Raw genomic sequence first — 22,295 nt, 5'->3', positions numbered from 1 at the left:
CGGCGACCGCGGTGGGCGCTTCGAGCGGCGTGGTGGCTACGGGGACCGCGACCGGGGCGAGCGCAGTGCGCCGACGCGTCGGATGCCGATCGACGAGGACGTCACGGGGCAGGAGATCGACGCCGATGTGCGTCAGGAGCTGATGACGCTCCCGAAGACCCTCGCCGACGATGTCGCCAAGCATCTCGTGATGGTCGCGCGTCTGATCGACTCGGACCCGGAGCAGGCGTACGCCTACTCCCGGGTCGCCCTGCGGCTCGCGTCCCGCGTCGCCGCCGTCCGCGAGGCGGCCGGCTTCGCCTCGTACGCGACCGAGCGCTACTCCGAGGCGCTGACCGAGTTCCGCGCCGCGCGCCGGATGACCGGGTCCGCGGACCTGTGGCCGGTCATGGCCGACTGCGAGCGCGGCCTGGGCCGCCCGGAGCGGGCGCTGGAGATGGCCGGCGCGCCGGAGGTCAAGCAGCTGGACAAGGCCGGCCAGGTCGAGATGCGTCTCGTCGCCGCCGGCGCCCGCAAGGACATGGGGCAGCTCGAGGCCGCCGTGGTGACCCTGGAGTCGCCGGAGCTGGCGTCGCACTCCGTGCAGCCGTGGACGGCGCGCCTGCGTTACGCCTACGCGGACGCCCTGCTGGAGGTCGGCCGGGAGGCGGACGCGCGCGAGTGGTTCGCCAAGGCCGTCGAGGTGGACCAGAACGGCACCACGGACGCCGCCGAGCGTCTGGCCAAGCTGGACGGCATCGAGTTCGTCGACGCGCTCGAGGAGGACGACGAGGACGCCGACGACGCGGACGACATCGCGGGTGACCTTCCCTCTGACGCCGCCGAGGCCGAGGTCGTGAACGCCGAGGCGGAGGCCGCGGCGGACGCCGAGGACGACGAGGACGCCGACGACGAGGCCGGGATCGGCAACGCCCTCGACCTCGACGAGGCCAACGCCGAGGGCGGCAGCCTCTTCGACGGCGGCGACGGCGAGGACTACTACGAGGACGACGAGGAAGAGGACGAGGAGGAGGGCTACAGCCGCTCCGACGACCGTCGCTAGACCCCGTCGCTGAGCACCGCACACTGATTGCGGCGCGCGGCAGATAACCAACACAGAGGGCCTGCCCCGGCGCGTGTTCCGCGCCGGGGCAGGCCCTCTGTCGTTGCGTCAGCCCGCCGGGCAGCCCGCGTCGTCAGCCCAGGCGCAGGTTCCGCAGAACCAGTCCGGTGGCCGGCTTCGGGCCGAACGACGTCGACTTGCGCGGCATCGTGACACCCTGTTCGGCGAGGCGCCGTACGACGCCCTCCTCGACGGGGTTGAGCAGGACCGCGGTGCCGCCGGAGCGGACGGCCTCGCGGATGGCCGCGCCGGTGTCGTGCAGGTAACCGATGTGCTCCGGGTCGTCGGGGACCTGCCAGACCCGTTCCAGCAGCAGCGAGTGCAGCACGGTGGCGTCGAGGCGCCGGTACTCCTCGGGCAGGCCGGCGGGGACGGCGGCGGCCAGGGCCACCTCGTCGGGGCCGGTCAGCAGGTGGAACCCGCCCTCCCCGGCGAGCAGGAACGCGTTGTCGGGACCGTCGGTGTCGGCGTCGGCCTTCGCGGCGGCCAGCGTCTTGAGGGCGGGCTCGGCCTCGTCGCCGAGGTCCGTCACGTGCCAGTCGCCGCCGACCGCGCGCAGTCGTGCGAGCGCTTCGCGCAGGGGCAGGCGCTGCAGGACGCGGTGGATGGCGCGGACCCGCAGCGGGTACGCGGCGGTGTCGACCAGCAGCACCATGCCCCGGTCCCAGGGGCTCTGGGCGAGGTGGCGGTGCTCGCGCTGCAGGCGCAGGTACATCGCCCAACGGTGGTGGCCGTCGGCGATCAGCGCGCGGCAGGTGGCCAGGTCGGCGGAGACGTCCGCGAGATCCTGGCGGTCGGAGACGGCCCAGAGGCGGTGCCGGGTGCCGTCGCTGGTGGTGGTCTCCAGCAGCGGGTCGCGTCGCGCGGCGCGTTCGACGACCGCGGCGGCACGGCCGTCGCCACGGTAGGTCAGCAGCAGCGGCTCCAGGTTGGCCTTGGTGGTGCGCATCAGGCCGACGCGGTCGGCGACTGGGCGCGGCATCACGTCCTCGTGCGGCAGGACCATGCCGGCCCGTGCGTCGCTGACGGCCAGGGCCCCGATCAGGCCGCGCTGGAGCAGGCCGCCGTCGGCGTCGGAGGTGCGCTGCTCGTAGACGTACAAGGCCGGGTCGGGGTCGGGGCGCAGCACGCCCTGGCGCTGCCAGGTCTCGAGCAGGGCCGCGGCGTGACGGTAGCCGTCCTCCGCGGTCGGTTCGGGGCGGGGGAGGATCAGCCGGACCACGTTGTGCGGGTCGCTGTCCTCCAGTCGGGTACGGCCGTCCGGATCGACGACGTCGTACGGGGGCGACGTGACGGCGCCGAGAGAGCTGACCCGGTCGGGGTCGTAGCGCAGCCCGCGGAAGGGCGACAGGGAAAGACCGCAGGCGGCCACCTTCCCGGCGTCGCCGTAGCGCGTCTCACTGGCGTCGTCAGCACTGACTCGTCTCATTCTGGGCATGTTAATCCGACGGATGTCGTTGTTGATCGACAATCCGACGGATGCGTGGTCGATCGCCGAAAGTTCTCGCCACGAACATGACGAAGGCGACAGAAGTGCACGGCACGGGAGGTCTTGGCCGGATGAGCGAACAGGGGAGACCGGGCGGCGGGGTGTACGACTGGTTCCGGCGCGGGATCGCGATGCTGGCGCAGGGCAACGCGGGCGCAGCGGTGCAGTTGCTGAGCCATGCCGTCGAGGAGGAGCCGCACTCGCGGGCCATCAGGGAGGCGCTGGCCCGGGCGCAGTTCGAGACGCGCGCGTATGCGGCGGCGCTCGAGAACTTCCGTGCCGTTGCGCTGGCGGATCCCTCGGACGACTACGCGCAGTTCGGCTGGGGCTTGGCGGCGGCGCGTCTCGGCGACTTCGAGGCCTCTGCCGAGCATCTGGCCCTGGCGGTGGCGATGCGTCCGTCCTCGGAGCCCTACCGGGCGGCGCTGCGCCAGACACGAGCCACCCTGAAGGCCCGCCGCGGGGGTTTCGGTACGGTCGGAGGTGACCGGCAGCGCCACGACGACGTGCCCGCCGAATCGCCGCACGCCGACCCGCACGCCGACCCGCAAGGAGAACCGTCCGATGGCCGCTGAGCACTCCGAGCACTCCCCGCAGACCGACCAGACCGAGCAGTCCCAGCATTCCGAGCAGCCGCAGCCGCTCCAGCTCGCCTACGACACGGCGCTGCTGGACCTGGACGGCGTGGTCTACGCGGGCCCGGCCGCGATCCCGCACGCGGTCGAGGCGCTGGACGCCGCCCGCGCGGCCGGCATGCACCTGGCCTACGTGACCAACAACGCCTCCCGCACCCCGCAGGCCGTCGCGGCGCACCTGACCGAGCTGGGCGTCCCGGCCGAGCCCGGCGACGTGATCACCTCCGCGCAGGCGGCGGCGCGGATCGTCGCCGAGAAGGTGCCGGCCGGGGCCGCGGTGCTGGTGATCGGTGGGGAGGGGCTGCGCGAGGCGGTCCGCGAGCACGGGCTGGTGCCGGTGGCGTCGCTGGACGACAACCCGGCGGCGGTCGTCCAGGGCTACGACCCGGCCATCGGCTGGCCGCAGCTGGCCGAGGCCTCCTACGCCGTCCAGCGCGGGCTGCCGTGGATCGCGTCCAACACCGACCTGACCATCCCGACCGCCCGCGGCACCGCCCCCGGCAACGGCACCCTGGTCGCGGCCGTCCGCACGGCGACGGGCGCGACGCCGGAGGTCGCAGGGAAGCCGCTGCCGCCGATGCACCGGGAGACCGTGATCCGCACCGGCGCGAAGCGCCCGCTCGTCGTCGGCGACCGGCTCGACACCGACATCGAGGGGGCGTTCAACGGTGGCGTGGACAGCCTGCTGGTCTTCACCGGCGTGACCCGCCCCGAGCAGCTGCCGGAGGCGGAGCCGAAGCACCGGCCCACCTACCTCGCCGCCGATCTGCGCGGCCTGCTGGACGTCCCGCCGGCGGTTGAGGAGCTGGGCGACGGCGCCTTCCGGTGCGGGGGCTGGACGGTGGCGCCCCGTGAGGACGGCCGCCTCGGCTTCGCCGGGGGGCGCGGCGCCGACCCTTTCGCGGGCCTGCGCGCCCTCTGCGCGGCCACATGGACCGCGGCGGACGCCGGGCGCGCCGTGCCGGAGTGGCACAAGGCGCTGGCCGAGCTGGGGCTGTGACCTGCTCACGCGGTTGAAAGCCGGGTCGTGGGCTAGAGCAGGCTGCGCAGCTTCAGCAGATCGAGGATGCTCGCCTCCAGCTTCACCCGACCGGAGCCCCACGCCTTCGCGAAGTTCAGCCGGCCGGCGACGAGCGCCAGGAGATCGTCGCCGCTGAGGGCGAGCCGGATCTGCGCCTTGGTCGCCGGCTTGCCCGGGGCCTCGTCCAGGCCCTCGATGCGCCCGCCGCGCAGCTGCCCGGTGAAGGTGAGGTCGAGGTCGCTGATCCAGCAGCTCAGCGAGCGGTCGAGCTGCGCCGCCGCGCGGGCGTTGCCCGTGGCCTTGCCGAGGTTCTCGCTGAAGGTGGTCAGTGCCTCACGGCATTCGAGCGGGGTGGCCATCGCGGGGGTGGACTCCTCTGCCGGGGTCGGGACTTCGACCGACGGTACCGCAGCGCCGGGGCCTCACGACGGCGGCGGAGGCGGTAGCGTCGGGGGAAAGGCGACCTGTGGAGGGACGTGTGGACGAGGGCGGGATGCGCGAGATGGTCCGTGACTACGTGAAGATCGCCACCGGGATCGCGTCCGGCGTGGCGGAGGAGGTGCACAAGCTGCTGCCGGCTCCGGTCCGCGAACTCGCCGACGGTGTGGTCGAACGGGCCCGCGCGGAGGGCGAGAAGGCGTGGCACCGGCTCGGCGACGGCGTCGTGCAGGCGGGCGTCGTCCTGGAGTACCTGGAGCGCCAGCTCCGCCAGGTGCAGGGCTCGGTGCCGCCGGCTCCGTCGTCCGCGCGACCGTCGGCTCCGCCGTCCGCCGAGGAGCCTCCGGCGGGCCCCTCCCGCGCGGAGCAGGCGTTCCCGCGCACGGAGACCCGGCCGCACCCGGAGCCCCGGCCTCGCGCGGTCCGGGTCCCCGTCGACGCTGAGGACGTCGACGCGGCGGCGGCCGCCGCGGCCCGACGCGCGGCTGCGGTCCCCGCGATGCGCGACCGTGCCGCCGCGCCGAAGCCGCCCGCGAAGAAGGCCCCCACGGCGAAGAAGACGGCGCCCGCCAAGCAGACGACACCGCGCAAGCCGTCGGCCGCGCCGTCCGCCACGGCCGCGCCGTCCGCCTCCGTCGAGCCGGTCACGGAGACCGCCGAGCCGACGATGCCGCCGACGCCGTCGGCGAAGCTGCCCCAGTCCGCTCCGGCCACGGACCAGCCCGCGGCGAAGAAGGCCGCGAAGAAGGCCACCGCCGCGGCGAAGAAGACTCCGACGAAGAAGGCGCCCGCGAAGAAGGCCACCCTCGCGGCGGAGAAGGTCGCGGTCACCAAGAAGGCGGCGACCGCCAAGAAGACCGCAGCCGGCAAGAAGGCGGCGACCGCCGAGAAGGCGGTAACCGAGCCGGGCTCCGTCGATGAGTGACACCCCGTGGCCCTCGAACCGTCGCCCTCTCGGCGCCCCAGGGCCGGTGCCCTCGCCGTACCCGTCGCCGCGGCCGACAGCGCCACGCGAAGCGACCGGCGCCACCGAGCCCGGCGCTGCCCCTCCTGCTGCCGTGGAGCCTGCCGCCGAGCCCGCTGCGATCGAGCCTGCCGCCGTCGAGCCCGCCGCGGTCGAGTCCAGCGGCCCCGCGGCGCCCCACGCCCCCTTCCCGCCGGTCGTCGAGACCGGGAACGCCGCAGTCGACGCCGCGCTGGCGCGGCTGGAGGACGTCGCGGAGGTGCCCGCGGAGGCGCGGGCGGGGGTGTACGGGGAGGTGCACGACCTGCTCCGGGATACGCTCGCGGGGTTGGACGAGCGGACGGGCGGGGCCCCCACGCCGTTGAATGTGGTTCGTTGAGCACGAGCACCGAGCAGCAGGAGCTGAACCGTACGTGGCAGTCGCACGACGCCGTCTGGACGCCGAACTGGTCCGCCGGAACCTCGCGCGGTCGCGTGAGCACGCGAGTGAGCTGATCGCCGCCGGGCGGGTGACGGTCGGGGGGACGGTGGCGACCAAGCCCGCCACGCAGGTGGAGACGTCCGCTGCGGTCGTCGTGGCGAAGGACGACAACGACCCGGACTACGTGTCCCGGGGCGGGCACAAGCTGGCCGGCGCGCTGTCCGCGTTCGTGCCGCGGGGCCTCGCGGTCGAGGGACGGCGCTGCCTCGACGCCGGGGCGTCGACCGGCGGGTTCACGGACGTGCTGCTGCGCGCGGGGGTGGAGCTGGTGCTCGCCGTCGACGTGGGCTACGGCCAGCTCGCGTGGTCGCTGCAGAGCGACGACCGGGTCGTGGTGATGGACCGCACCAACGTGCGCGAGCTGACGCTGGAGCAGATCGGCGGGGAGCCCGTCGACCTCGTCGTGTCGGACCTGTCGTTCATCCCCCTCGGGCTGGTGCTGCCGGCGCTGGCCGCCGTGACGGCGCCCGGGGGCGATCTCGTGCTGATGGTCAAGCCGCAGTTCGAGGTGGGCAAGGAGCGGCTCGGCAACGGCGGCGTGGTGCGCAGCCCGCAGCTGCGGCAGGAGATGATCGAGAAGGTCGCGGGGCAGGGCGCGGAGCAGGGGCTCGGGGTGCGGGCGGTCACGGCCAGCCCGTTGCCGGGGCCGTCGGGCAACGTCGAGTACTTCCTGTGGTTCCGGCGCGACGCGCCGCCGCTGGACCCGGCCGACGCGGCACGCGCCGTCGCCGAGGGGCCGAAGTAGCCGGGACGGGTCGACCCGGGGTCGAGGCGCGGTCGGGAGAACGGGACCGGGCCTGAAGAAGTCCGGGGCAGCGCCGACCCCAGCGGGTAGGGTCGAAGAAACAGCCAGCAGTAGCCACGAGGGGGAGGCGCACGGCCCGGCCGAAGTCGTCCGGGCGGGCGCCGAAGGAGGCCCATGCCCGACCAGATCGTCGACCAGCCCGCCGACCAGTTCGACCGCACGGTCCTCCTCATCGCGCACACCGGGCGCGAGGCCGCGCTGAAGAGCGTCGAGTGCCTCGTCGAGGGCCTGGCGAAAGCCTCGATCAAGATTCGCGTGCTCGCCGCCGAGGCGCCCGACATGGGGTTCCCCGAGGGCGTGGAGGTGGTGCAGCCGGGGCCCGCCGCGGGTGAGGGCTGCGAGCTGATCCTGGTGCTGGGCGGGGACGGCACCCTGCTGCGCGGCGCGGAGCTGGCGCGCGAGTTCGGGGTGCCGATGCTCGGGGTGAACCTGGGCCGGGTCGGCTTTTTGGCCGAGGCGGAGCGGGACGACCTGCACAAGGTCGTCGAGCGCGTGGTGGCCCGGGACTACGAGGTCGAGGAGCGGATGACCATCGATGTCGTCGTCCGCCAGGACGGCCGCGTCGTGCACACCGACTGGGCGCTCAACGAGGCCAGCGTGGAGAAGGCGGCCCGCGAGCGGATGCTCGAGCTGATCATGGGCGTGGACGGCCGCCCCGTCTCCTCCTTCGGCTGCGACGGCGTGGTCTGCGCGACGCCGACCGGGTCGACCGCCTACGCGTTCTCGGCCGGCGGGCCGGTGGTCTGGCCGGAGGTGGAGGCGCTGCTGCTGGTGCCGATCTCCGCGCACGCGCTCTTCGCCCGCCCACTGGTGACCTCGCCGCATTCGGTGCTGGAGGTGCAGGTGCAGCCGGGCACCTCGCACGGGGTGCTGTGGTGCGACGGCCGGCGCACCTACGAACTGCCGGCGGGGGCGCGGATCGAGGTGCGCCGCGGGCACAACCCGGTCCTGCTGGCCCGGCTGCACCGGGCGCCGTTCTCCAAGCGGCTGGTGACCAAGTTCCAGCTGCCGGTCACCGGCTGGCGCGGCAACGCCGAGTAGCGGTGACGCCGCCTGGTCCCTCCGTGTTCGTACTGACGCTCGAACCACGCGCGTGCGGGTGGCTCGTCGCGAGAAGGGCCCCGGACCTCGTATCGTCAGGTGCGTGCTGGAGGAGATGCGGATACGAGCCCTGGGCGTGATCGACGACGCCGTCGTCGAACTCGCACCCGGGTTCAACGTCGTCACCGGTGAGACCGGGGCGGGTAAGACCATGGTGGTGACCAGCCTCGGCCTGCTGCTCGGTGGGCGGGCGGACGCCGGGCTGGTGCGCAACGGCGCGGACCGGGCCGTCGTCGAGGGGCGCGTCGAGCTGCCGGACGGCTCGCCGGCCGCGGAGCGGGCGTTGGAGGCGGGTGCCGAGCTCGACGAGGGCGCCCTGCTGCTGTCGCGGACGGTCTCGGCCGAGGGGCGCTCCCGCGCCCACGTGGGCGGGCGCTCGGTGCCGGTAGGCCTGCTGCAGACCCTCGGCGAGGACCTGATCGCCGTACACGGGCAGAGCGATCAGCAGCGGCTGCTGCAGCCCGCCCGTCAGCGCGGCGCGCTGGACCGCTACGCGGGCGACACCGTCGCCGGGCCGCTGACCGCCTACCAGACCGCCTACCGGCGGCTGCGGGAGGTCTCCGGGACGCTGGAGGAGCTGACCACCCGGGCGCGCGAGCGCGCCCAGGAGGCGGACCTGCTCCGCTTCGGTCTGGACGAGGTCGCCGCCGCGGAGCCGCTGGCGGGCGAGGACGAGGAGCTGGCCGCCGAGTCGGAGCGGCTGGGCCACGCCGACGCGCTGTCCTCCGCCGCGACGATCGCCCACGGCGCGCTCGCGGGCGACCCGACCGACCCGGACGTGGTCGACGCGGGGATGCTGGTCGCGCAGGCCAAGCGGGCGCTGGACGCGGTGCGGTCGCACGACGAGCGCCTCGGCGCGCTGGCGGACCGGGTCGGCGAGGTCTCCTACCTGCTCGCGGACATCGCCCAGGAACTGGCCGGCTATGCCGAGGACCTGGACGCGGACCCGGTGCGGCTGGCGGCCGTGGAGGAGCGCCGCGCGGTGCTGGCCCACCTGGTGCGCAAGTACGGCGTCGCCGCCGAGGGCGTGGAGGGCCTCGCGGCCGTGCTCGCCTGGAACGAGGAGGCGGGGCAGCGGCTGGCCGAGCTCGACGGCGACGACGAGCGGATCGGTGCTCTCGAAGAGGAGCAGCGGTCGCTGACGGAAACGGTGTCCGCGCTCGCGGAGCAGCTGAGCGCCGCCCGTCACACGGCCGCCGAGACCTTCGCCGAGGCGGTCACCCGCGAGCTCGGCGAACTGGCCATGCCCCACGCACGGGTGAGCTTCGGGATCACCCGATCGGCGGATTTCGGCCCCTACGGCTTCGACGAGGTCGAGGTGCTGCTCGCCCCGCACCCGGGCGCGGCGCCGCGCCCGATCGCCAAGGGCGCCTCCGGCGGTGAGCTCTCCCGGGTGATGCTGGCCGTCGAGGTGGTCTTCGCCGGCGCCGACCCGGTGCCGACGTACCTCTTCGACGAGGTCGACGCGGGCGTCGGCGGCAAGGCCGCCGTCGAGATCGGCCGCCGCCTGGCCCGGCTCGCCCGGACCGCGCAGGTCGTCGTCGTCACCCACCTGCCGCAGGTGGCCGCCTTCGCCGACCGGCACCTGGTGGTCGAGAAGACCGTCGACGGCACCGTCACCCGATCCGGCGTCAAGACGCTGACGGACGAGGAGCGGGTGCGCGAGCTGTCCCGGATGCTGGCCGGGCTGGAGGACTCCGAGCTGGGCCGCGCCCACGCCGAGGAGCTGCTGGCCGCCGCCCGCCAGGGCGCCTCCCGCCCCTGACCGCCGACCGCCGCCCGCCAGGGCGCCTCCCGCCCCTGACCGCCGACCGCCAACCGCCTGACCGCCCGACCGCCCGACCGCCGAGCCGACCGCCCCCCGAGGACCGAAGGCTGTGACGACCGAAAGCAGGCGACGCCGACCGTGACCGCCAACGCAGCGCAGACCACCCCCGCCGGGTCGACCGACGAGCTCCGCGCCGTGCTCGTGCTGGCGGGCACGACCGGCGGCATCGGCGCGCACGTGCGCTCGCTCGCGGCGGGACTGAGCGCGCACGGGGTCGACGTCACCGTGTGCGGGCCGGCCGAGACCGACAAGCTCTTCGGTTTCTCCGGCGCCGGGGCGCGCTTCCACGCCGTGGAGATCACCCCGACGCCGGGCCCGCGCACCGACGCCGCGGCCGTCGGCGAGCTGCGGCGGGCGTTCGCCCGCGCGTCGCTCGTGCACGCCCACGGCCTGCGGGCGGCGCTGCTGTCCGACCTGGCGCTGCGCACCGCCCGCACGCAGGAGATCCCGCTGGTGGTGACCTCGCACTCGGCGAACCTGGCGACCGGCATGGAGCGGAGGCTGCTGCGGATGATGGAGCGCCGCGTCGCCCGCGGCGCGGACCTCGTCCTCGGCGCCTCCTCGGACCTGGTCACCCGCGCCCGGGACCTGGGCGCGACCGACGCCCGGCTCGGCCCGGTCGTCGCCCCGCCGCTGCCGCAGGCCGTCGCAGACCGGGAGCAGACGCGGCGTCAGCTGCTCGCGGAGAAGGGCCGCCGCGCCGCCAAGGAGGCAGCGGCCAAGGTGGCAGCGGCCAAGGAGGCGGCCGCCAAGGAGGCGGGCGACCGCCCGATCGTGCTGGCCATCGGGCGGCTGACGCCGCAGAAGAACTTCCAGCTGCTTCTCGACGCCGCCTCCGGCTGGCGCGGCGGCGAGGACCATCCGCTCCTGGTCATCGCGGGCGTCGGCCCGGAGGAGGCGGCGCTCAAGGCCAGGATCAAGGCGGAGCGCCTGCCCGCGAGACTGCTCGGCTACCGCGAGGACGTCGCGGAGCTGCTCGCCGCCGCCGACGTCGTCGTCATCTCCTCGCGCTGGGAGGCCCGCCCGCTGGTGGCCCAGGAGGCGCTGCGGGCCGGCGTGCCGATGGTCGCCACCGCGGTCGGCGGCCTGCCGGAACTCGTGGGCGACGCGGCCGTGCTGGTCCCGCCCGGCGACGCGACGGCGCTGGCGGCGGCGGTCTCCTCGCTGCTCGCCGATCCGGCCCGCCGCGCGGAGCTGGCGGCCGCGGGCCCGCTGCAGGCGGAGACCTGGCCGACCGAGGCGGACACCGTGGCGCAGGTCCTCAGCGTCTACGACGAGCTCCTCTCGGAGCGCTGACCGTCCTTCGGGTCCGCGCGGGCCTACCGTGGACCGCATGGACTGGACTCTCGAGGTCGTCATCGTGCCCGTCTCCGACTTGGACCGGGCCAAGGCCTTCTACACCGAGCAGGTCGGCTTCCACCTGGACGTGGACCGGCGCATGAGCGAGCACATGCGCGTCGTCCAGCTCACGCCTCCCGGCTCCGGCTGCTCGGTGACCATCGGCGAGGGGCTGACCCAGGTCGCACCCGGCGCCTACCAGGGCCTCCAGCTCTGCGTCACCGACATCGAGGCCGCCCGCGCCCAGCTGGTCGAACGCGGCGTCGAGGTGGACGGAGTGTTCCACTTCGGCCCGAACGGCCGCGAGGAGGGCCACGGAGGGCCGTGGAACAGCTTCCTGGCGTTCAGCGACCCCGACGGGAACGGCTGGGTGGTTCAGGAGGCGCCGAAGGACCGCTCCCAGCGCTGAGAGGTCTGCCGCCGACGGTCCTACCGGCGCGAGATCCGCAGGGTGACGCCGCCGTCCGGGCGGGGCTCGACGGCGACCTGCTCCAGGTCGTCGACGGTCACCGTCGCGCCGTAGGCGGCCGTCGCCGCGCCGATGCCGACGACGCGCATGCCGGCGGCGAGGCCCGCCGCGACGCCCGCCTCGGAGTCCTCGAAGACCACGCAGTCGCCGGGCTCGAACCCCAGCTCCGCCGCGCCCTTGAGGAAGCCCTCCGGGTCCGGCTTGCTCGCGCTGACGTCCTCCGCGGTCACCCGCACGGCCGGCATGGGCAGGCCGGCCGCGCCCATGCGCGCGGTGGCGAGGCCGACGTCGGCGGAGGTGACCAGGGCGTGCGGGGCGGCGGCGATGGCGGCGAGGAAGGCCGGCGCGCCGGGGATCGGGACGACGCCGTCGAGGTCGGCGGTCTCGGCGGCCAGCATCCGCTCGTTGTCGGCGAGGTTCTCCGCCATCGGGCGGCCAGGCAGCAGGATCGCCATGCTCTCCTGGCCCTGGCGGCCGTGCACGACCTCCTCGACGCGCTCCATCGCGAGGCCGTGCTCGGCGGCCCACCGGCCCCAGACGCGCAGGACGACCGCGCCGGAGTCGACCAGCGTGCCGTCCATGTCCAGCAGCAGTGCGCGGGCGTCGAGGGATATGGACGGCTGAGACATGGCGGTCTCTCCAAAGGGCGGCGACAGCATTTTGTGCCGCCAGTCTACAAAAGGCTCCTCGGCCGCCTACATGCCGGGCAGCCCGCCCACCGCCGTCAGCCGCAGCGCGGTGTCGATCAGCGGGACGTGGCTGAACGCCTGCGGGAAGTTGCCCACCTGACGCTGCAGCCGCGGGTCCCACTCCTCCGCGAGGAGCCCGACGTCGTTGCGGATGGCCAGCAGCCGGTCGAACAGCTCGCGGGCCTCGCCCACCCGGCCGATCATCGCCAGGTCGTCCGCCAGCCAGAAGGAGCAGGCCAGGAACGCGCCCTCGTCGCCGGGAAGGCCGTCGCCGCCCTCCTCCTCGCCGTTGGTCCGGTACCGCAGCACGAAGCCGTCCGGGGTCAGCAGCTCGCGCTGGACCGCCTCGATCGTGCCGATGACCCGCTTGTCGTCCGGCGGCAGGAAGCCCACCTGCGGGATCAGCAGCAGCGAGGCGTCCAGCTCCCGCGAGCCGTAGGACTGCGTGAACGTGTTGCGCTCCGCGTCGTAGCCGAAGTCGCAGACGTCCGCGTGGATGGTGTCGCGCAGCTCGCGCCAGCGCTCCAGCGGGCCCTCGTGCGGAGTCTGCTCCAGCATCCTGATGGTGCGGTCCACCGCCACCCACGCCATCACCTTGGAGTGCACGAAGTGGCGGCGCGGACCGCGCACCTCCCAGATGCCCTCGTCCGGCTTGTTCCAGTGCCGCTCCAGCCAGGAGATCAGCCGCAGCTGCAGCATGTGGGCGTGGTCGTTGCGGGCCAGGCCGGTCATGTGGGCCAGGTGCAGCGCCTCGACGACCTCGCCGTAGACGTCCAGCTGGAGCTGGTCGGCGGCGCCGTTGCCGATGCGGACCGGCGTCGAGCCCTCGTAGCCGGGCAGCCAGTCCAGCGTCGTCTCGGTCAGCTCCCGCTCGCCCGCGATCCCGTACATGATCTGCAGGTTCTCCGGGTCGCCGGCCACCGCCCGCAGCAGCCACTCGCGCCAGGCCCGCGCCTCGTCCCGGTAGCCGGTGCGCAGCAGCGAGGAGAGCGTGATCGTCGCGTCGCGCAGCCAGGTGTAGCGGTAGTCCCAGTTGCGGACCCCGCCGATGTCCTCGGGCAGCGAGGTGGTCGGCGCGGCGACGATGCCGCCGGTCGGCGCGTAGGTCAGCGCCTTCAGCGTGATCAGGGAGCGGACCACGGCCTCGCGGTAGGGGCCGTGATAGGTGCACTGGGCCACCCAGTCGCGCCAGAACTCCTCGGTGAAGGCCATCGCCTCCTCCGGGTCCGGTTGGTCGGGCGCACCGAGGTGGGAGGGCTGCCAGGTCAGCGCGAAGGCGATCCGCTCCCCGGCGCCCACGGTGAAGTCCGCGTACGTGGTCAGGTTGCGGCCGTAGGTCTCGGCCTCGCCGTCCAGCCAGACCGAGTCCGGTCCGGCCACGGCCACCGTGCGGGTCTGCGCGCCGTCCTCGACCCGGTGCACCCACGGCACCACCCGGCCGTAGGAGAAGCGCATGCGCAGCGCCGAGCGCATCCGCACCGAGCCGCTCACGCCCTCCACAATGCGGACCATCTGCGGCACCGCGCCGCGCTCGGGCAGGCCGCGCGGCGGCATGAAGTCGATGACCCGGACGGTGCCGCCCGGGGTGTCCCACTCCTGCTCCAGGATCAGCGAGTCGCCTCGGTAGCGGCGTCGCGCCGACGGAGGCGCGGGCGCGGCGGCGGTGGGGGGAAGGACCTTGAAGGAGCCGCCGGTGTCCTCCAGGAGCGCGGCGTCGAAAGCGCCCGCGTCCGGCGCCGGGTCGGACCCGGCGTCGTCGAAGGCGGCGTCGTCGAACGCGGCGGACTCCGGCGGCACGGCGGCGTCCCCCTGCGGGGACGGCATCGGCTCGGCCGGGCCGATCCGCCAGAAGCCGTGCTCGTCCGTGCCGAGCAGGCCGGCGAAGACGGCGGGGGAGTCGAAGCGGGGCAGGCACAGCCAGTCGACGGCGCCGTCCCTGCTGACCAGGGCGGCGGTCTGCATGTCGCCGACGAGCGCGTAGTCCTCGATGCGGGCGGCCACGTGGTTCTCCAGTTCGCGATGAAGGACTGCGGTGGCGGTCTGGGAAGGTGCACACCCCTGGGACCGCCGGGGCTCCCGAGCAGACGGTGGTCCGTGCAGAATACTTCGGATCATGCACTGCCCGGGAACAGTCCCTGAACGCGGCGTGCCGATTCGTTCCTGCCGCAGGAGGTTCTCGGGCGCTCCTCGGGGCGTTCTGCGGCGCGTCTCGAGGGCGCTCCGACGGCGGGCGGCCGGGGGCACTGATACCCTGGTACTCCGTGGATTGGTACTGAGTCCGCCCGCGAGGGCTCGGCTCAGGGACCCCTTTCGATCCACCACCGCGGCACCCCAGCGAGGTTGAAGGCTCGGCGGACGGTGCGGGTGATGTTGACGCGACCCACGGGAGCCCCCTCTTGGCACAGCCCCATTCCGGTAAGGCCGGCACGACGACCAAGCACCTCTTCGTCACCGGGGGCGTCGCCTCCTCGCTGGGCAAGGGGCTCACCGCCTCGAGCCTCGGGGCCCTGCTCAAGGCCCGGGGTCTGCGGGTCACCATGCAGAAGCTCGACCCGTACCTGAACGTCGACCCCGGCACGATGAACCCGTTCCAGCACGGCGAGGTCTTCGTCACCGACGACGGCGCCGAGACGGACCTCGACATCGGCCACTACGAGCGCTTCCTCGACACCAACCTGCACGGCAGCGCCAACGTCACCACCGGTCAGATCTACTCGACCGTCATCGCCAAGGAGCGGCGCGGCGAGTACCTGGGCGACACCGTCCAGGTCATCCCGCACATCACCAACGAGATCAAGTCCCGGATCCGCCGCATGGCGACCGAGGACGTGGACGTCGTCATCACCGAGGTCGGCGGCACCGTCGGCGACATCGAGTCGCTGCCGTTCCTGGAGGCCGTGCGGCAGGTCCGCCACGAGGTCGGCCGGGACAACGTCTTCTTCGTCCACGTGTCGCTGCTGCCCTACATCGGCCCCTCGGGCGAGCTGAAGACCAAGCCGACCCAGCACTCCGTCGCCGCGCTGCGCAACATCGGCATCCAGCCCGACGCGATCGTGCTGCGCGCCGACCGCGAGGTCCCCGCCGCGATCAAGCGCAAGATCTCGCTGATGTGCGACGTCGACGAGGAGGCCGTGGTCGCGGCGATCGACGCCCCTTCCATCTACGACATCCCCAAGGTGCTGCACAGCGAGGGCCTGGACGCCTACGTGGTGCGCCGCCTCGACCTGCCCTTCCGCGACGTCGACTGGACCCAGTGGGACGACCTGCTGCGCCGCGTCCACGAGCCCAGCCGGCACGTGAAGATCGCGCTGGTCGGCAAGTACATCGACCTGCCGGACGCCTACCTGTCCGTCACCGAGGCGCTGCGTCACGGCGGTTTCGCCAACAACGCCAAGGTGGAGATCAAGTGGGTCACCTCGGTCGACTGCGAGACCCCCGAAGGCGCCCGCCAGCAGCTCGGCGACGTCGACGCGATCTGCATCCCCGGCGGCTTCGGCGAGCGCGGCGTGGACGGCAAGGTCGGCGCGATCACCTTCGCCCGCGAGAACGGCGTGCCGCTGCTGGGCCTGTGCCTCGGTCTGCAGTGCGTGGTCATCGAGGCCGCGCGCAACCTGGCCGGCCTGGCGGAGGCCAACTCCACCGAGTTCGACCCGGCCGCCAAGCACCCGGTCATCTCGACCATGGCCGAGCAGTTGGAGATCGTCGACGGCAAGGGCGACCTGGGCGGCACCATGCGCCTGGGCCTCTACCCGGCCAAGCTCGCCGAGGGCTCCATCGTGCGCGAGGTCTACGGCGGCGAGCAGTACGTCGAGGAGCGCCACCGTCACCGCTACGAGGTCAACAACTCGTACCGCGCCGAGCTGGAGAAGACCGGCATCCAGTTCTCGGGCCTGTCGCCGAAGGGCGACCTGGTCGAGTACGTGGAGTACCCGCGCGACACGCACCCGTACCTGGTGGCCACCCAGGCCCACCCGGAGCTGAAGTCCCGTCCGACCCGCCCGCACCCGCTCTTCGCGGGCCTGGTCGCCGCCGCGATCAAGGTCCAGGACGGCGCGGGCGCGTGACCGAGTCCGCCGCGGGCCACGAGCTCAGGGACACCCCGGCCTCGTGGGAGGTGCGCGCCGAGCGCATCTCCTTCGAGGGCCGGATCTGGAACGTCGCCTCCGACGAGGTCGTCATGCCGGACGGGCGCGCCGCCACGCGCGACTACGTCAAGCACCCCGGCGCGGTCGGGGTGCTCGCCCTGGACGAGCAGGGCCGGGTCCTGCTGGTGAACCAGTACCGGCATCCGGTCCGGCACCGCCTGTGGGAGATGCCGGCCGGCCTGCTCGACATCCCGGGCGAGAACCCGCTGCACGCGGCCCAGCGCGAGCTGTACGAGGAGGCGCACCACAAGGCGGGCGACTGGCGGGTGCTGGTCGACGTCTTCCCCACCTCGGGCGGCTCCGACGAGGCGATCCGCGTCTACCTCGCCCGCGACCTGGCCGAGTCCGACGCCGAGAGGTTCGCCGCGGAGGGCGAGGAGCTGGACCTGCAGGTGCGCAGGTTCCCGCTGGACGAGGTCGTCCGCGGGGCTCTCGCGGGCGAGCTCCACAACGGCGCGCTGGTCGCGGGCGCGCTGGCGCTCCACGCCGCGCTGGCGAACGGGACGCTCGACACCCTCCGCCCCGCCGACGCGCCCTGGCCGGCCCGGCCGTTCTGAACCCAGGGGCGCGAGGGCCTGCGGAGCCGCAATCCGACACGGCCTCGCGCCCCTGGGGGTTCTCGCGTGCCCAGTGAATTACGCTGCGTGAGAAGATCGGTCCTGACGACGGGAGCGGCGCTCGTGGCATCGGCACAGACGGAGTCCGCGGCGGCGTCCGCCGTGGCGTTCGTGGGGCGGCGGAACGAACTCGCGCAGTTGCGCGAGGAGGCCGGACGGGCCCGCGTTCTCGCCGTCGCCGGACGGCCCGGCTCCGGGCGGACCGAGCTGGCGCTGCGGTTGGCGCAGGAGCCGGACGTCACCGCGGAGCGGCCGGTTCACTACCTCTCCCTCGCCGCGCCCGATCCCGCGCGACGTCTGCTGGACCTCCTCGGCCTGCCGCGGCCGGGCGGCGTGCTGACCGCCGACGAGGCGGAGCAGGCCGCGGGGGAGGCCATCAGAGTGCACCTCGCCGAACGGCCCGTCGTGCTGATCCTCGACGACGCCCCCGCCGAGAACGCCGCCGCCGCGGTGCAGGCGCTGCTGCCGACCCACCCCGACGCGCTGACCGTCGCCGTCACCCACGGCCCGCTGACCGGGGTTCCCGACGTGCGGCCGTGCGTGCTGGGCGGGCTCGACTACACCGCTGCCAGGGAGCTGCTCGCGGGGCTCGCGGGGGACACCCGCGTCGTCGTCGACCCCGTCGCCGCGCAGGGGCTGGCCGAGGCGGTGGCCTGTCATGTGGGCGCGCTGCGCCTGGTCGGCGGATGGCTGGCCGCGCGGCCGCGGGCGTCCGTCAGCGACGCGCTGCGGGCGCTGCGGGCGGTGCCCGCCGTGCCGCATCCGGCCGCGCCGCCGGCGCCGGAGGCCGCGCAGAACCTCGTGGGGCTGACGATCGACGGCAAGCCCGTGCCGCCGATGCCGTCCTACCCGCCGCCGGGCGCGGCGCCGTCCCCGCCTCCGCCGCCGCGTGGCGCGCAGCGCAGCGACGACCCGCTGCGGCGGGCGTTCGACCTCGTGCACCAGGAGCTCGGCGCGGGCCCGCGCCAGTTGCTGCGGTTCGCGACGCTGGTACCGGGCGGGGTGCTGGACGAGCGCGGCGCGGCGGCGCTCGTGGGCTGTCCGACCGCCGCGGCGGGGACCTTGCTCACCACGCTCGCGGCGCAGCAGCTGCTGCGCGAGGAGGGCGACGGTCGCTACCGGCTGCCGCGCAGCCTCACCCCGGTGCTCTCCGCGCTGTGCGAGGCGACGGACAAGCCCGCCGCGGTGGAGCTGGCCCGTGCCCGCTGGCTGGAGCGGCAGGTGCGGCTGCTGACCTCCTGCCTGGTGAGGCTCGCGCCCGAGCAGGCGCCACCGGACCCGGAGGTGCCGCCCGCGGCGCTGCGTTTCGGCACCCGCGCCGAGGCCTTCGCCTGGCTGGACGCCGCCCTGCCCGAGCTGCTGCCCGCCGTCGCCGACGCCGAGGCGGCCGGGGGGCTGGACGGGCTGGTCACCCGGCTCGCGACGGCGCTGGTGCGGGTGCTGCCGGTATGGGGCGAGGCGACGGGTCGGCCGGTCACCGTGGAGCTGTACGCGCTTCACGGCACGGTGCAGCGGGTGGCCCGCCGCTCCGGCCAGCCGCGCCGGGAGGCGGCCGCGCTGGTGAACCTGGGCGATCTGCACGCGGGAGCCGGGGAGCACGCGCGTGCCCTGGAGCGCTACCGGGGGGCGCTCGCGCCCGCTCGCGCCGCCGAGGACCACGTCGCCGTCGGCCGGATCCTGGAGGCCACGGCCGGCGCCTACCGGGCCTCGGGGGACCTGGTCCGGGCGGCGGACTTCTACGGCCGTGCGCTGACGCTGCGCCGCAACCGCCGGGAGCGGGCCGACGAGGCGCGCCTGCTGGCGCGGCTCGCGGCGGTGCACAGCGCGCAGGGGCGGCATGCCGACGCGCTGCGCGAGTACCGGGCGGCGGTCGCGCTGCACCGCAAGCTCGGGGACGAGGCGGGGGCGGTGGGCGCGATCCTCGGCGCGGCCCGGGTGCAGGAGTCCTCGGGCGGCGTCGAGGCGGCGCTGCGCACCCAGCGTGAGGCGCTGGAGTCCGCCCGCACCCTCGGTCCGCGCCTGGAGGCGCTGGTGTTGCTGAGGCTGGCGGACACCCTGGAGAGGGCCGGTGACCAGGCCGGTGCCCGGGTCCAGCGAGAGCAGGCCGCGGCGCTCCGCGGAGAATAACATCCTGGTTTCGATTGAATGTCCCGATTGCCGGTTTTCTAGGGTTCTGACGGCTTGTAGTGGGCGCAAGCCTACGAATCAGCCAACAGATCAAGAAGTTTTGAACACTTTGGAAGGCTTCCGGATCGTCTGGGCTTCATTACACTCGAAGTTGCCGCGCATAGCAGTGCCGCTGCGCGTGGCTCCCGCCTGCGTTCCCGCAGGGTCGGGAGAAACCCCATGTGCAAGGGACGTGTTCGTCGTGAAGGTCGGCATCCCCCGCGAGGTCAAGAACCACGAGTACCGCGTGGCCATCACGCCCGCTGGCGTGCATGAGCTGGTCCGTAACGGGCACGAGGTGTTCATCGAGAACAACGCCGGTGTCGGCTCCTCGATCCCGAACGAGGAGTACGTCGCCGCCGGCGCGACGATCCTCGAGACCGCTGACGAGGTCTGGGCCACGGCCGACCTCCTGCTGAAGGTCAAGGAGCCCATCGCCGAGGAGTACCACCGCCTCCGCAAGGGTCAGCTGCTCTTCACCTACCTCCACCTCGCCGCGGACCGCGCCGGCACCGACGCGCTGCTGGCCTCCGGCACCACCGCCATCGCCTACGAGACGGTCCAGCTCGGCAACGGCGCCCTGCCGCTGCTCGCCCCGATGTCCGAGGTGGCCGGTCGCCTGGCCCCGCAGGTCGGCTCCTACCACCTGATGCGTCCGACCGGCGGTCGCGGCGTCCTCCCCGGTGGCGTGCCCGGCACCCACCCGGCCAAGGCCGTCGTCATCGGCGGTGGCGTCTCCGGCTGGCACGCCGCCACCATCGCCATCGGCATGGGCTACGACGTGACCCTGCTCGACCGCGACATCAACAAGCTGCGCGAGGCCGACCGCATCTTCGGCAACAAGATCAAGGCGATCGCCTCCAACTCCTTCGAGCTGGAGAAGGCCGTCCTCGAGGCCGACCTGGTCATCGGCGCCGTCCTGATCCCGGGCGCCAAGGCCCCGAAGCTGGTCACCAACGAGCTGGTCTCCCGTATGAAGCCGGGCTCCGTGCTCGTCGACATCGCCATCGACCAGGGCGGCTGCTTCGAGGACTCGCACCCCACCACCCACGCCGAGCCGACCTTCCAGGTCCACAACTCGGTCTTCTACTGCGTGGCCAACATGCCGGGTGCGGTGCCGAACACCTCCACCTACGCGCTGACCAACGCGACCCTGCCCTACATCATCGAGGTGGCCAACCGCGGCTGGCAGGAGGCCTGCCGCCGTGACGCCGCGCTGGCCAAGGGCCTGAACGTGCACGAGGGCCAGATCACCTACGCCGCCGTGGCCGAGGCCTTCGGCCTGCCGCACGTCGAGCTGGCCGACGTCCTCGCCTGAGGCGCGCCCCCGGCGGTAGCCCGCAGGCAGAGCTGAGTCCGGAAGGGCGTCGCACGTTCCGTGCGGCGCCCTTCTGGCGTGCCGTCAGCTTCCCGGGAGCACATCGTCCGTGCGTTCGTCAACTCGAGGCCCTTCGATCTCACCCTCGGCAGAGGAGTGAACGGGGGTGGCGAAGGGTGTCCCCGCAGGCCGAACGGCGGTTTCGTACAGTGCCCACGACCTGCGGTCGGCAATTGTCATATCGACATGTTGGTTAGTGCATCGCCGGTGTGCTGGTTGACGCTACTGTGTCGTTGCTAGGCTGCGGTGCGGTGAATGCCGCCCAGTGGAGGGGGCAGAGCCCCGAAGCCCGGTCACTACGGCGGTCGCCAAGGAGGTTAGACGACTTGTGAATGAGTCGACAATTGCTCCCGGGAGTGGCGGCCCGCGCACTTTTGACGCACGTCAGCAGCAGCCCGGCTACCCGAGCCTGGAGTACCCGATTTCCGATCACGAGGCGCTGCGCTACGCGAGCGCGCTGGACGCCCCCGTCGAGCCTGGCCTGGTCCAGTCAGAGATGGCGGACGGTCAGTTCTACGACCCAGATGCCGAATACGAGCCGGACCCGGAGTACGCCGCCACGCTTGCTCCGGACGCGGCCCGTCAGCGCCGCGAGCGGGTCGGCCCCACGGGCCGGCCACTGCCGTACTTCCCGATCCCCTCGCCCCCGAGCGAGCACGGGCCGGCGCGCATCATCGCGATGTGCAACCAGAAGGGCGGGGTGGGCAAGACCACCTCGACCATCAACCTGGGCGCGGCGCTCGCGGAATACGGTCGGCGCGTGCTCCTGGTCGACTTCGACCCGCAGGGCGCCCTCTCGGTCGGTCTCGGCGTCAACCCGATGGAGCTGGACCTCACCGTCTACAACCTGCTGATGGAGCGGGGCCTGACGGCCGATGAGGTGCTGCTGAAGACGGCCGTCCCCGGGATGGACCTGCTCCCCAGCAACATCGACCTGTCAGCCGCCGAGGTGCAGCTGGTCAGCGAGGTGGCCCGGGAGTCGGCGCTGGCCCGCGCGCTCAAGCCGCTGATGAACGACTACGACTACGTCATCATCGACTGCCAGCCGTCGCTCGGCCTGCTGACGGTCAACGCGCTGACGGCCGCTCACAGCGTCATCGTTCCGCTGGAATGCGAGTTCTTCGCGCTGCGAGGTGTCGCCCTGCTGACGGAGACCATCGAGAAGGTCTGCGAGCGGCTCAACCCCGAGCTGCGCCTGGACGGCATCCTCGCCACCATGTACGACTCGCGCACGGTCCACAGCCGCGAGGTGCTCGCCCGCGTCGTCGAGGCCTTCGGCGAGCACGTCTTCCACACCGTCATCGGCCGTACGGTGCGGTTCCCGGAGACCACGGTCGCCGGCGAGCCGATCACCACCTACGCGTCCAACTCGGTCGGCGCCGCCGCCTACCGCCAGCTCGCCAGGGAGGTGCTCGCCCGGTGCCACGTCGAGTGAGTCTCCCGGGGGCGGACGAACTGTTCCGGACCACCGGGGGGACCACACTCACGCCCGTGCCGCGCGCACCGGACGCCGCCGCGTCCGCGTCGCCCACGCCGGCCTCGGCCCCGGAGGAGCCGGCTCAGGCCGCTCCGTCCGTCACGACGGCTCCGGCGGCCCACGCAGGCCCCGCCGCCGCGTCCGAGCAGGGC

General features: G+C 73.6%; 19 protein-coding genes. 15 read left to right on the top strand and 4 right to left on the bottom strand.

The window, feature by feature from the left end:
• Positions 1-82 precede the first annotated feature (82 nt).
• The gene (locus TR48_RS34215; RefSeq protein ID WP_084729998.1) at positions 83-1,042 is read left to right on the top strand and encodes a tetratricopeptide repeat protein; all 960 of its coding nucleotides are present in this window, start codon (positions 83-85) and stop codon (positions 1,040-1,042) included.
• Between the two features lie 133 nt (positions 1,043-1,175).
• Here TR48_RS34215 and TR48_RS34210 read toward each other — a convergent pair whose 3' ends face one another.
• A complete protein-coding gene (locus TR48_RS34210; protein WP_152628333.1) occupies positions 1,176-2,531 on the bottom strand; it encodes a DUF1015 family protein in 1,356 nt (451 codons plus the stop codon).
• Positions 2,532-2,617: 86 nt separating this feature from the next.
• Between TR48_RS34210 and TR48_RS34205 the strand changes: the two genes are divergently transcribed.
• Complete coding sequence (locus tag TR48_RS34205; protein ID WP_201777195.1) at positions 2,618-3,166, top strand: tetratricopeptide repeat protein; 549 nt, start codon at positions 2,618-2,620, stop codon at positions 3,164-3,166.
• A complete protein-coding gene (locus TR48_RS34200) occupies positions 3,156-4,226 on the top strand; it encodes an HAD-IIA family hydrolase (protein ID WP_042374409.1) in 1,071 nt (356 codons plus the stop codon). The genes TR48_RS34205 and TR48_RS34200 overlap by 11 nt, the downstream gene beginning before the upstream one ends.
• Positions 4,227-4,258: 32 nt before the next feature.
• Here TR48_RS34200 and TR48_RS34195 read toward each other — a convergent pair whose 3' ends face one another.
• A complete protein-coding gene (locus TR48_RS34195) occupies positions 4,259-4,606 on the bottom strand; it encodes an SCP2 sterol-binding domain-containing protein (protein ID WP_042374408.1) in 348 nt (115 codons plus the stop codon).
• A 107-nt stretch (positions 4,607-4,713) separates the two neighbouring features.
• Between TR48_RS34195 and TR48_RS39470 the strand changes: the two genes are divergently transcribed.
• The 7 genes from TR48_RS39470 to TR48_RS34160 all read left to right on the top strand — a co-directional run bounded on the left by TR48_RS39470 (position 4,714) and on the right by TR48_RS34160 (position 11,611).
• Positions 4,714-5,610: a hypothetical protein gene (locus TR48_RS39470; RefSeq protein WP_152628332.1), complete on the top strand. Its 897-nt coding sequence runs from the start codon at positions 4,714-4,716 to the stop codon at positions 5,608-5,610.
• 133 nt (positions 5,611-5,743) lie between these two features.
• Positions 5,744-6,028 carry a hypothetical protein gene (locus TR48_RS34185; RefSeq protein ID WP_042374407.1) on the top strand — a complete coding sequence of 95 codons (285 nt, stop codon included), beginning with the start codon at positions 5,744-5,746 and terminating at the stop codon, positions 6,026-6,028.
• A complete protein-coding gene (locus TR48_RS34180) occupies positions 6,015-6,875 on the top strand; it encodes a TlyA family RNA methyltransferase (protein ID WP_042374406.1) in 861 nt (286 codons plus the stop codon). The genes TR48_RS34185 and TR48_RS34180 overlap by 14 nt, the downstream gene beginning before the upstream one ends.
• Positions 6,876-7,049: 174 nt before the next feature.
• Complete coding sequence (locus TR48_RS34175) at positions 7,050-7,976, top strand: NAD kinase (protein WP_042374404.1); 927 nt, start codon at positions 7,050-7,052, stop codon at positions 7,974-7,976.
• 91 nt (positions 7,977-8,067) lie between these two features.
• On the top strand, positions 8,068-9,801 hold the full coding sequence (gene recN / locus TR48_RS34170; protein WP_042374417.1) for a DNA repair protein RecN: 1,734 nt from the start codon (positions 8,068-8,070) through the stop codon (positions 9,799-9,801).
• Between the two features lie 141 nt (positions 9,802-9,942).
• Positions 9,943-11,160: a glycosyltransferase family 4 protein gene (locus tag TR48_RS34165; RefSeq protein ID WP_042374403.1), complete on the top strand. Its 1,218-nt coding sequence runs from the start codon at positions 9,943-9,945 to the stop codon at positions 11,158-11,160.
• Positions 11,161-11,197: 37 nt separating this feature from the next.
• Positions 11,198-11,611 carry a VOC family protein gene (locus TR48_RS34160; protein WP_042374402.1) on the top strand — a complete coding sequence of 138 codons (414 nt, stop codon included), beginning with the start codon at positions 11,198-11,200 and terminating at the stop codon, positions 11,609-11,611.
• A gap of 20 nt (positions 11,612-11,631) precedes the next feature.
• On the opposite strand, the gene TR48_RS34155 is transcribed toward TR48_RS34160, so the two are convergent.
• Both TR48_RS34155 and TR48_RS34150 read right to left on the bottom strand, forming a co-directional pair.
• Positions 11,632-12,300 (bottom strand): HAD-IA family hydrolase, encoded by a 669-nt coding sequence (locus TR48_RS34155; RefSeq protein ID WP_042374401.1) that lies wholly within the window; start codon positions 12,298-12,300, stop codon positions 11,632-11,634.
• A gap of 66 nt (positions 12,301-12,366) precedes the next feature.
• On the bottom strand, positions 12,367-14,361 hold the full coding sequence (locus TR48_RS34150) for a glycoside hydrolase family 15 protein (RefSeq protein ID WP_042374400.1): 1,995 nt from the start codon (positions 14,359-14,361) through the stop codon (positions 12,367-12,369).
• 395 nt (positions 14,362-14,756) lie between these two features.
• On the opposite strand from TR48_RS34150, the gene pyrG reads away from it, so the two are divergent.
• From pyrG to TR48_RS34125, 5 genes are all read left to right on the top strand, one after another.
• Positions 14,757-16,424: a CTP synthase gene (gene pyrG, locus TR48_RS34145; RefSeq protein ID WP_084729995.1), complete on the top strand. Its 1,668-nt coding sequence runs from the start codon at positions 14,757-14,759 to the stop codon at positions 16,422-16,424.
• A complete protein-coding gene (locus tag TR48_RS34140) occupies positions 16,421-17,062 on the top strand; it encodes an NUDIX domain-containing protein (RefSeq protein WP_042374399.1) in 642 nt (213 codons plus the stop codon). Before pyrG ends, TR48_RS34140 begins: the two co-directional genes overlap by 4 nt.
• Positions 17,063-17,185: 123 nt before the next feature.
• Positions 17,186-19,249 carry a tetratricopeptide repeat protein gene (locus TR48_RS34135; protein WP_084729994.1) on the top strand — a complete coding sequence of 688 codons (2,064 nt, stop codon included), beginning with the start codon at positions 17,186-17,188 and terminating at the stop codon, positions 19,247-19,249.
• 241 nt (positions 19,250-19,490) lie between these two features.
• On the top strand, positions 19,491-20,606 hold the full coding sequence (ald, locus tag TR48_RS34130; RefSeq protein WP_042374414.1) for an alanine dehydrogenase: 1,116 nt from the start codon (positions 19,491-19,493) through the stop codon (positions 20,604-20,606).
• 556 nt (positions 20,607-21,162) lie between these two features.
• Entirely contained in the window at positions 21,163-22,101 is a 939-nt protein-coding gene (locus tag TR48_RS34125; protein WP_152627599.1) for a ParA family protein, read from the top strand.
• The last annotated feature ends 194 nt before the right edge of the window (positions 22,102-22,295 follow it).

It is taken from the genome of Streptacidiphilus neutrinimicus, from assembly GCF_000787815.1.
Taxonomy (GTDB): domain Bacteria; phylum Actinomycetota; class Actinomycetes; order Streptomycetales; family Streptomycetaceae; genus Streptacidiphilus; species Streptacidiphilus neutrinimicus.
The sequence above is the reverse complement of the archived record's forward strand: the minus strand, read 5'-3'. Positions and strand labels throughout refer to the sequence as shown.

Coding starts and splice junctions, on each gene's coding strand:
- TR48_RS34215 (WP_084729998.1), top strand. CDS start 83: ATGCCGATCGACGAGGACGTCACGGGGCAGGAGATCGACGCCGATGTG.
- TR48_RS34210 (WP_152628333.1), bottom strand. CDS start 2,531: ATGAGACGAGTCAGTGCTGACGACGCCAGTGAGACGCGCTACGGCGAC.
- TR48_RS34205 (WP_201777195.1), top strand. CDS start 2,618: ATGACGAAGGCGACAGAAGTGCACGGCACGGGAGGTCTTGGCCGGATG.
- TR48_RS34200 (WP_042374409.1), top strand. CDS start 3,156: ATGGCCGCTGAGCACTCCGAGCACTCCCCGCAGACCGACCAGACCGAG.
- TR48_RS34195 (WP_042374408.1), bottom strand. CDS start 4,606: ATGGCCACCCCGCTCGAATGCCGTGAGGCACTGACCACCTTCAGCGAG.
- TR48_RS34180 (WP_042374406.1), top strand. CDS start 6,015: ATGTGGTTCGTTGAGCACGAGCACCGAGCAGCAGGAGCTGAACCGTAC.
- TR48_RS34175 (WP_042374404.1), top strand. CDS start 7,050: ATGCCCGACCAGATCGTCGACCAGCCCGCCGACCAGTTCGACCGCACG.
- TR48_RS34160 (WP_042374402.1), top strand. CDS start 11,198: ATGGACTGGACTCTCGAGGTCGTCATCGTGCCCGTCTCCGACTTGGAC.
- TR48_RS34155 (WP_042374401.1), bottom strand. CDS start 12,300: ATGTCTCAGCCGTCCATATCCCTCGACGCCCGCGCACTGCTGCTGGAC.
- TR48_RS34125 (WP_152627599.1), top strand. CDS start 21,163: ATGGCGGACGGTCAGTTCTACGACCCAGATGCCGAATACGAGCCGGAC.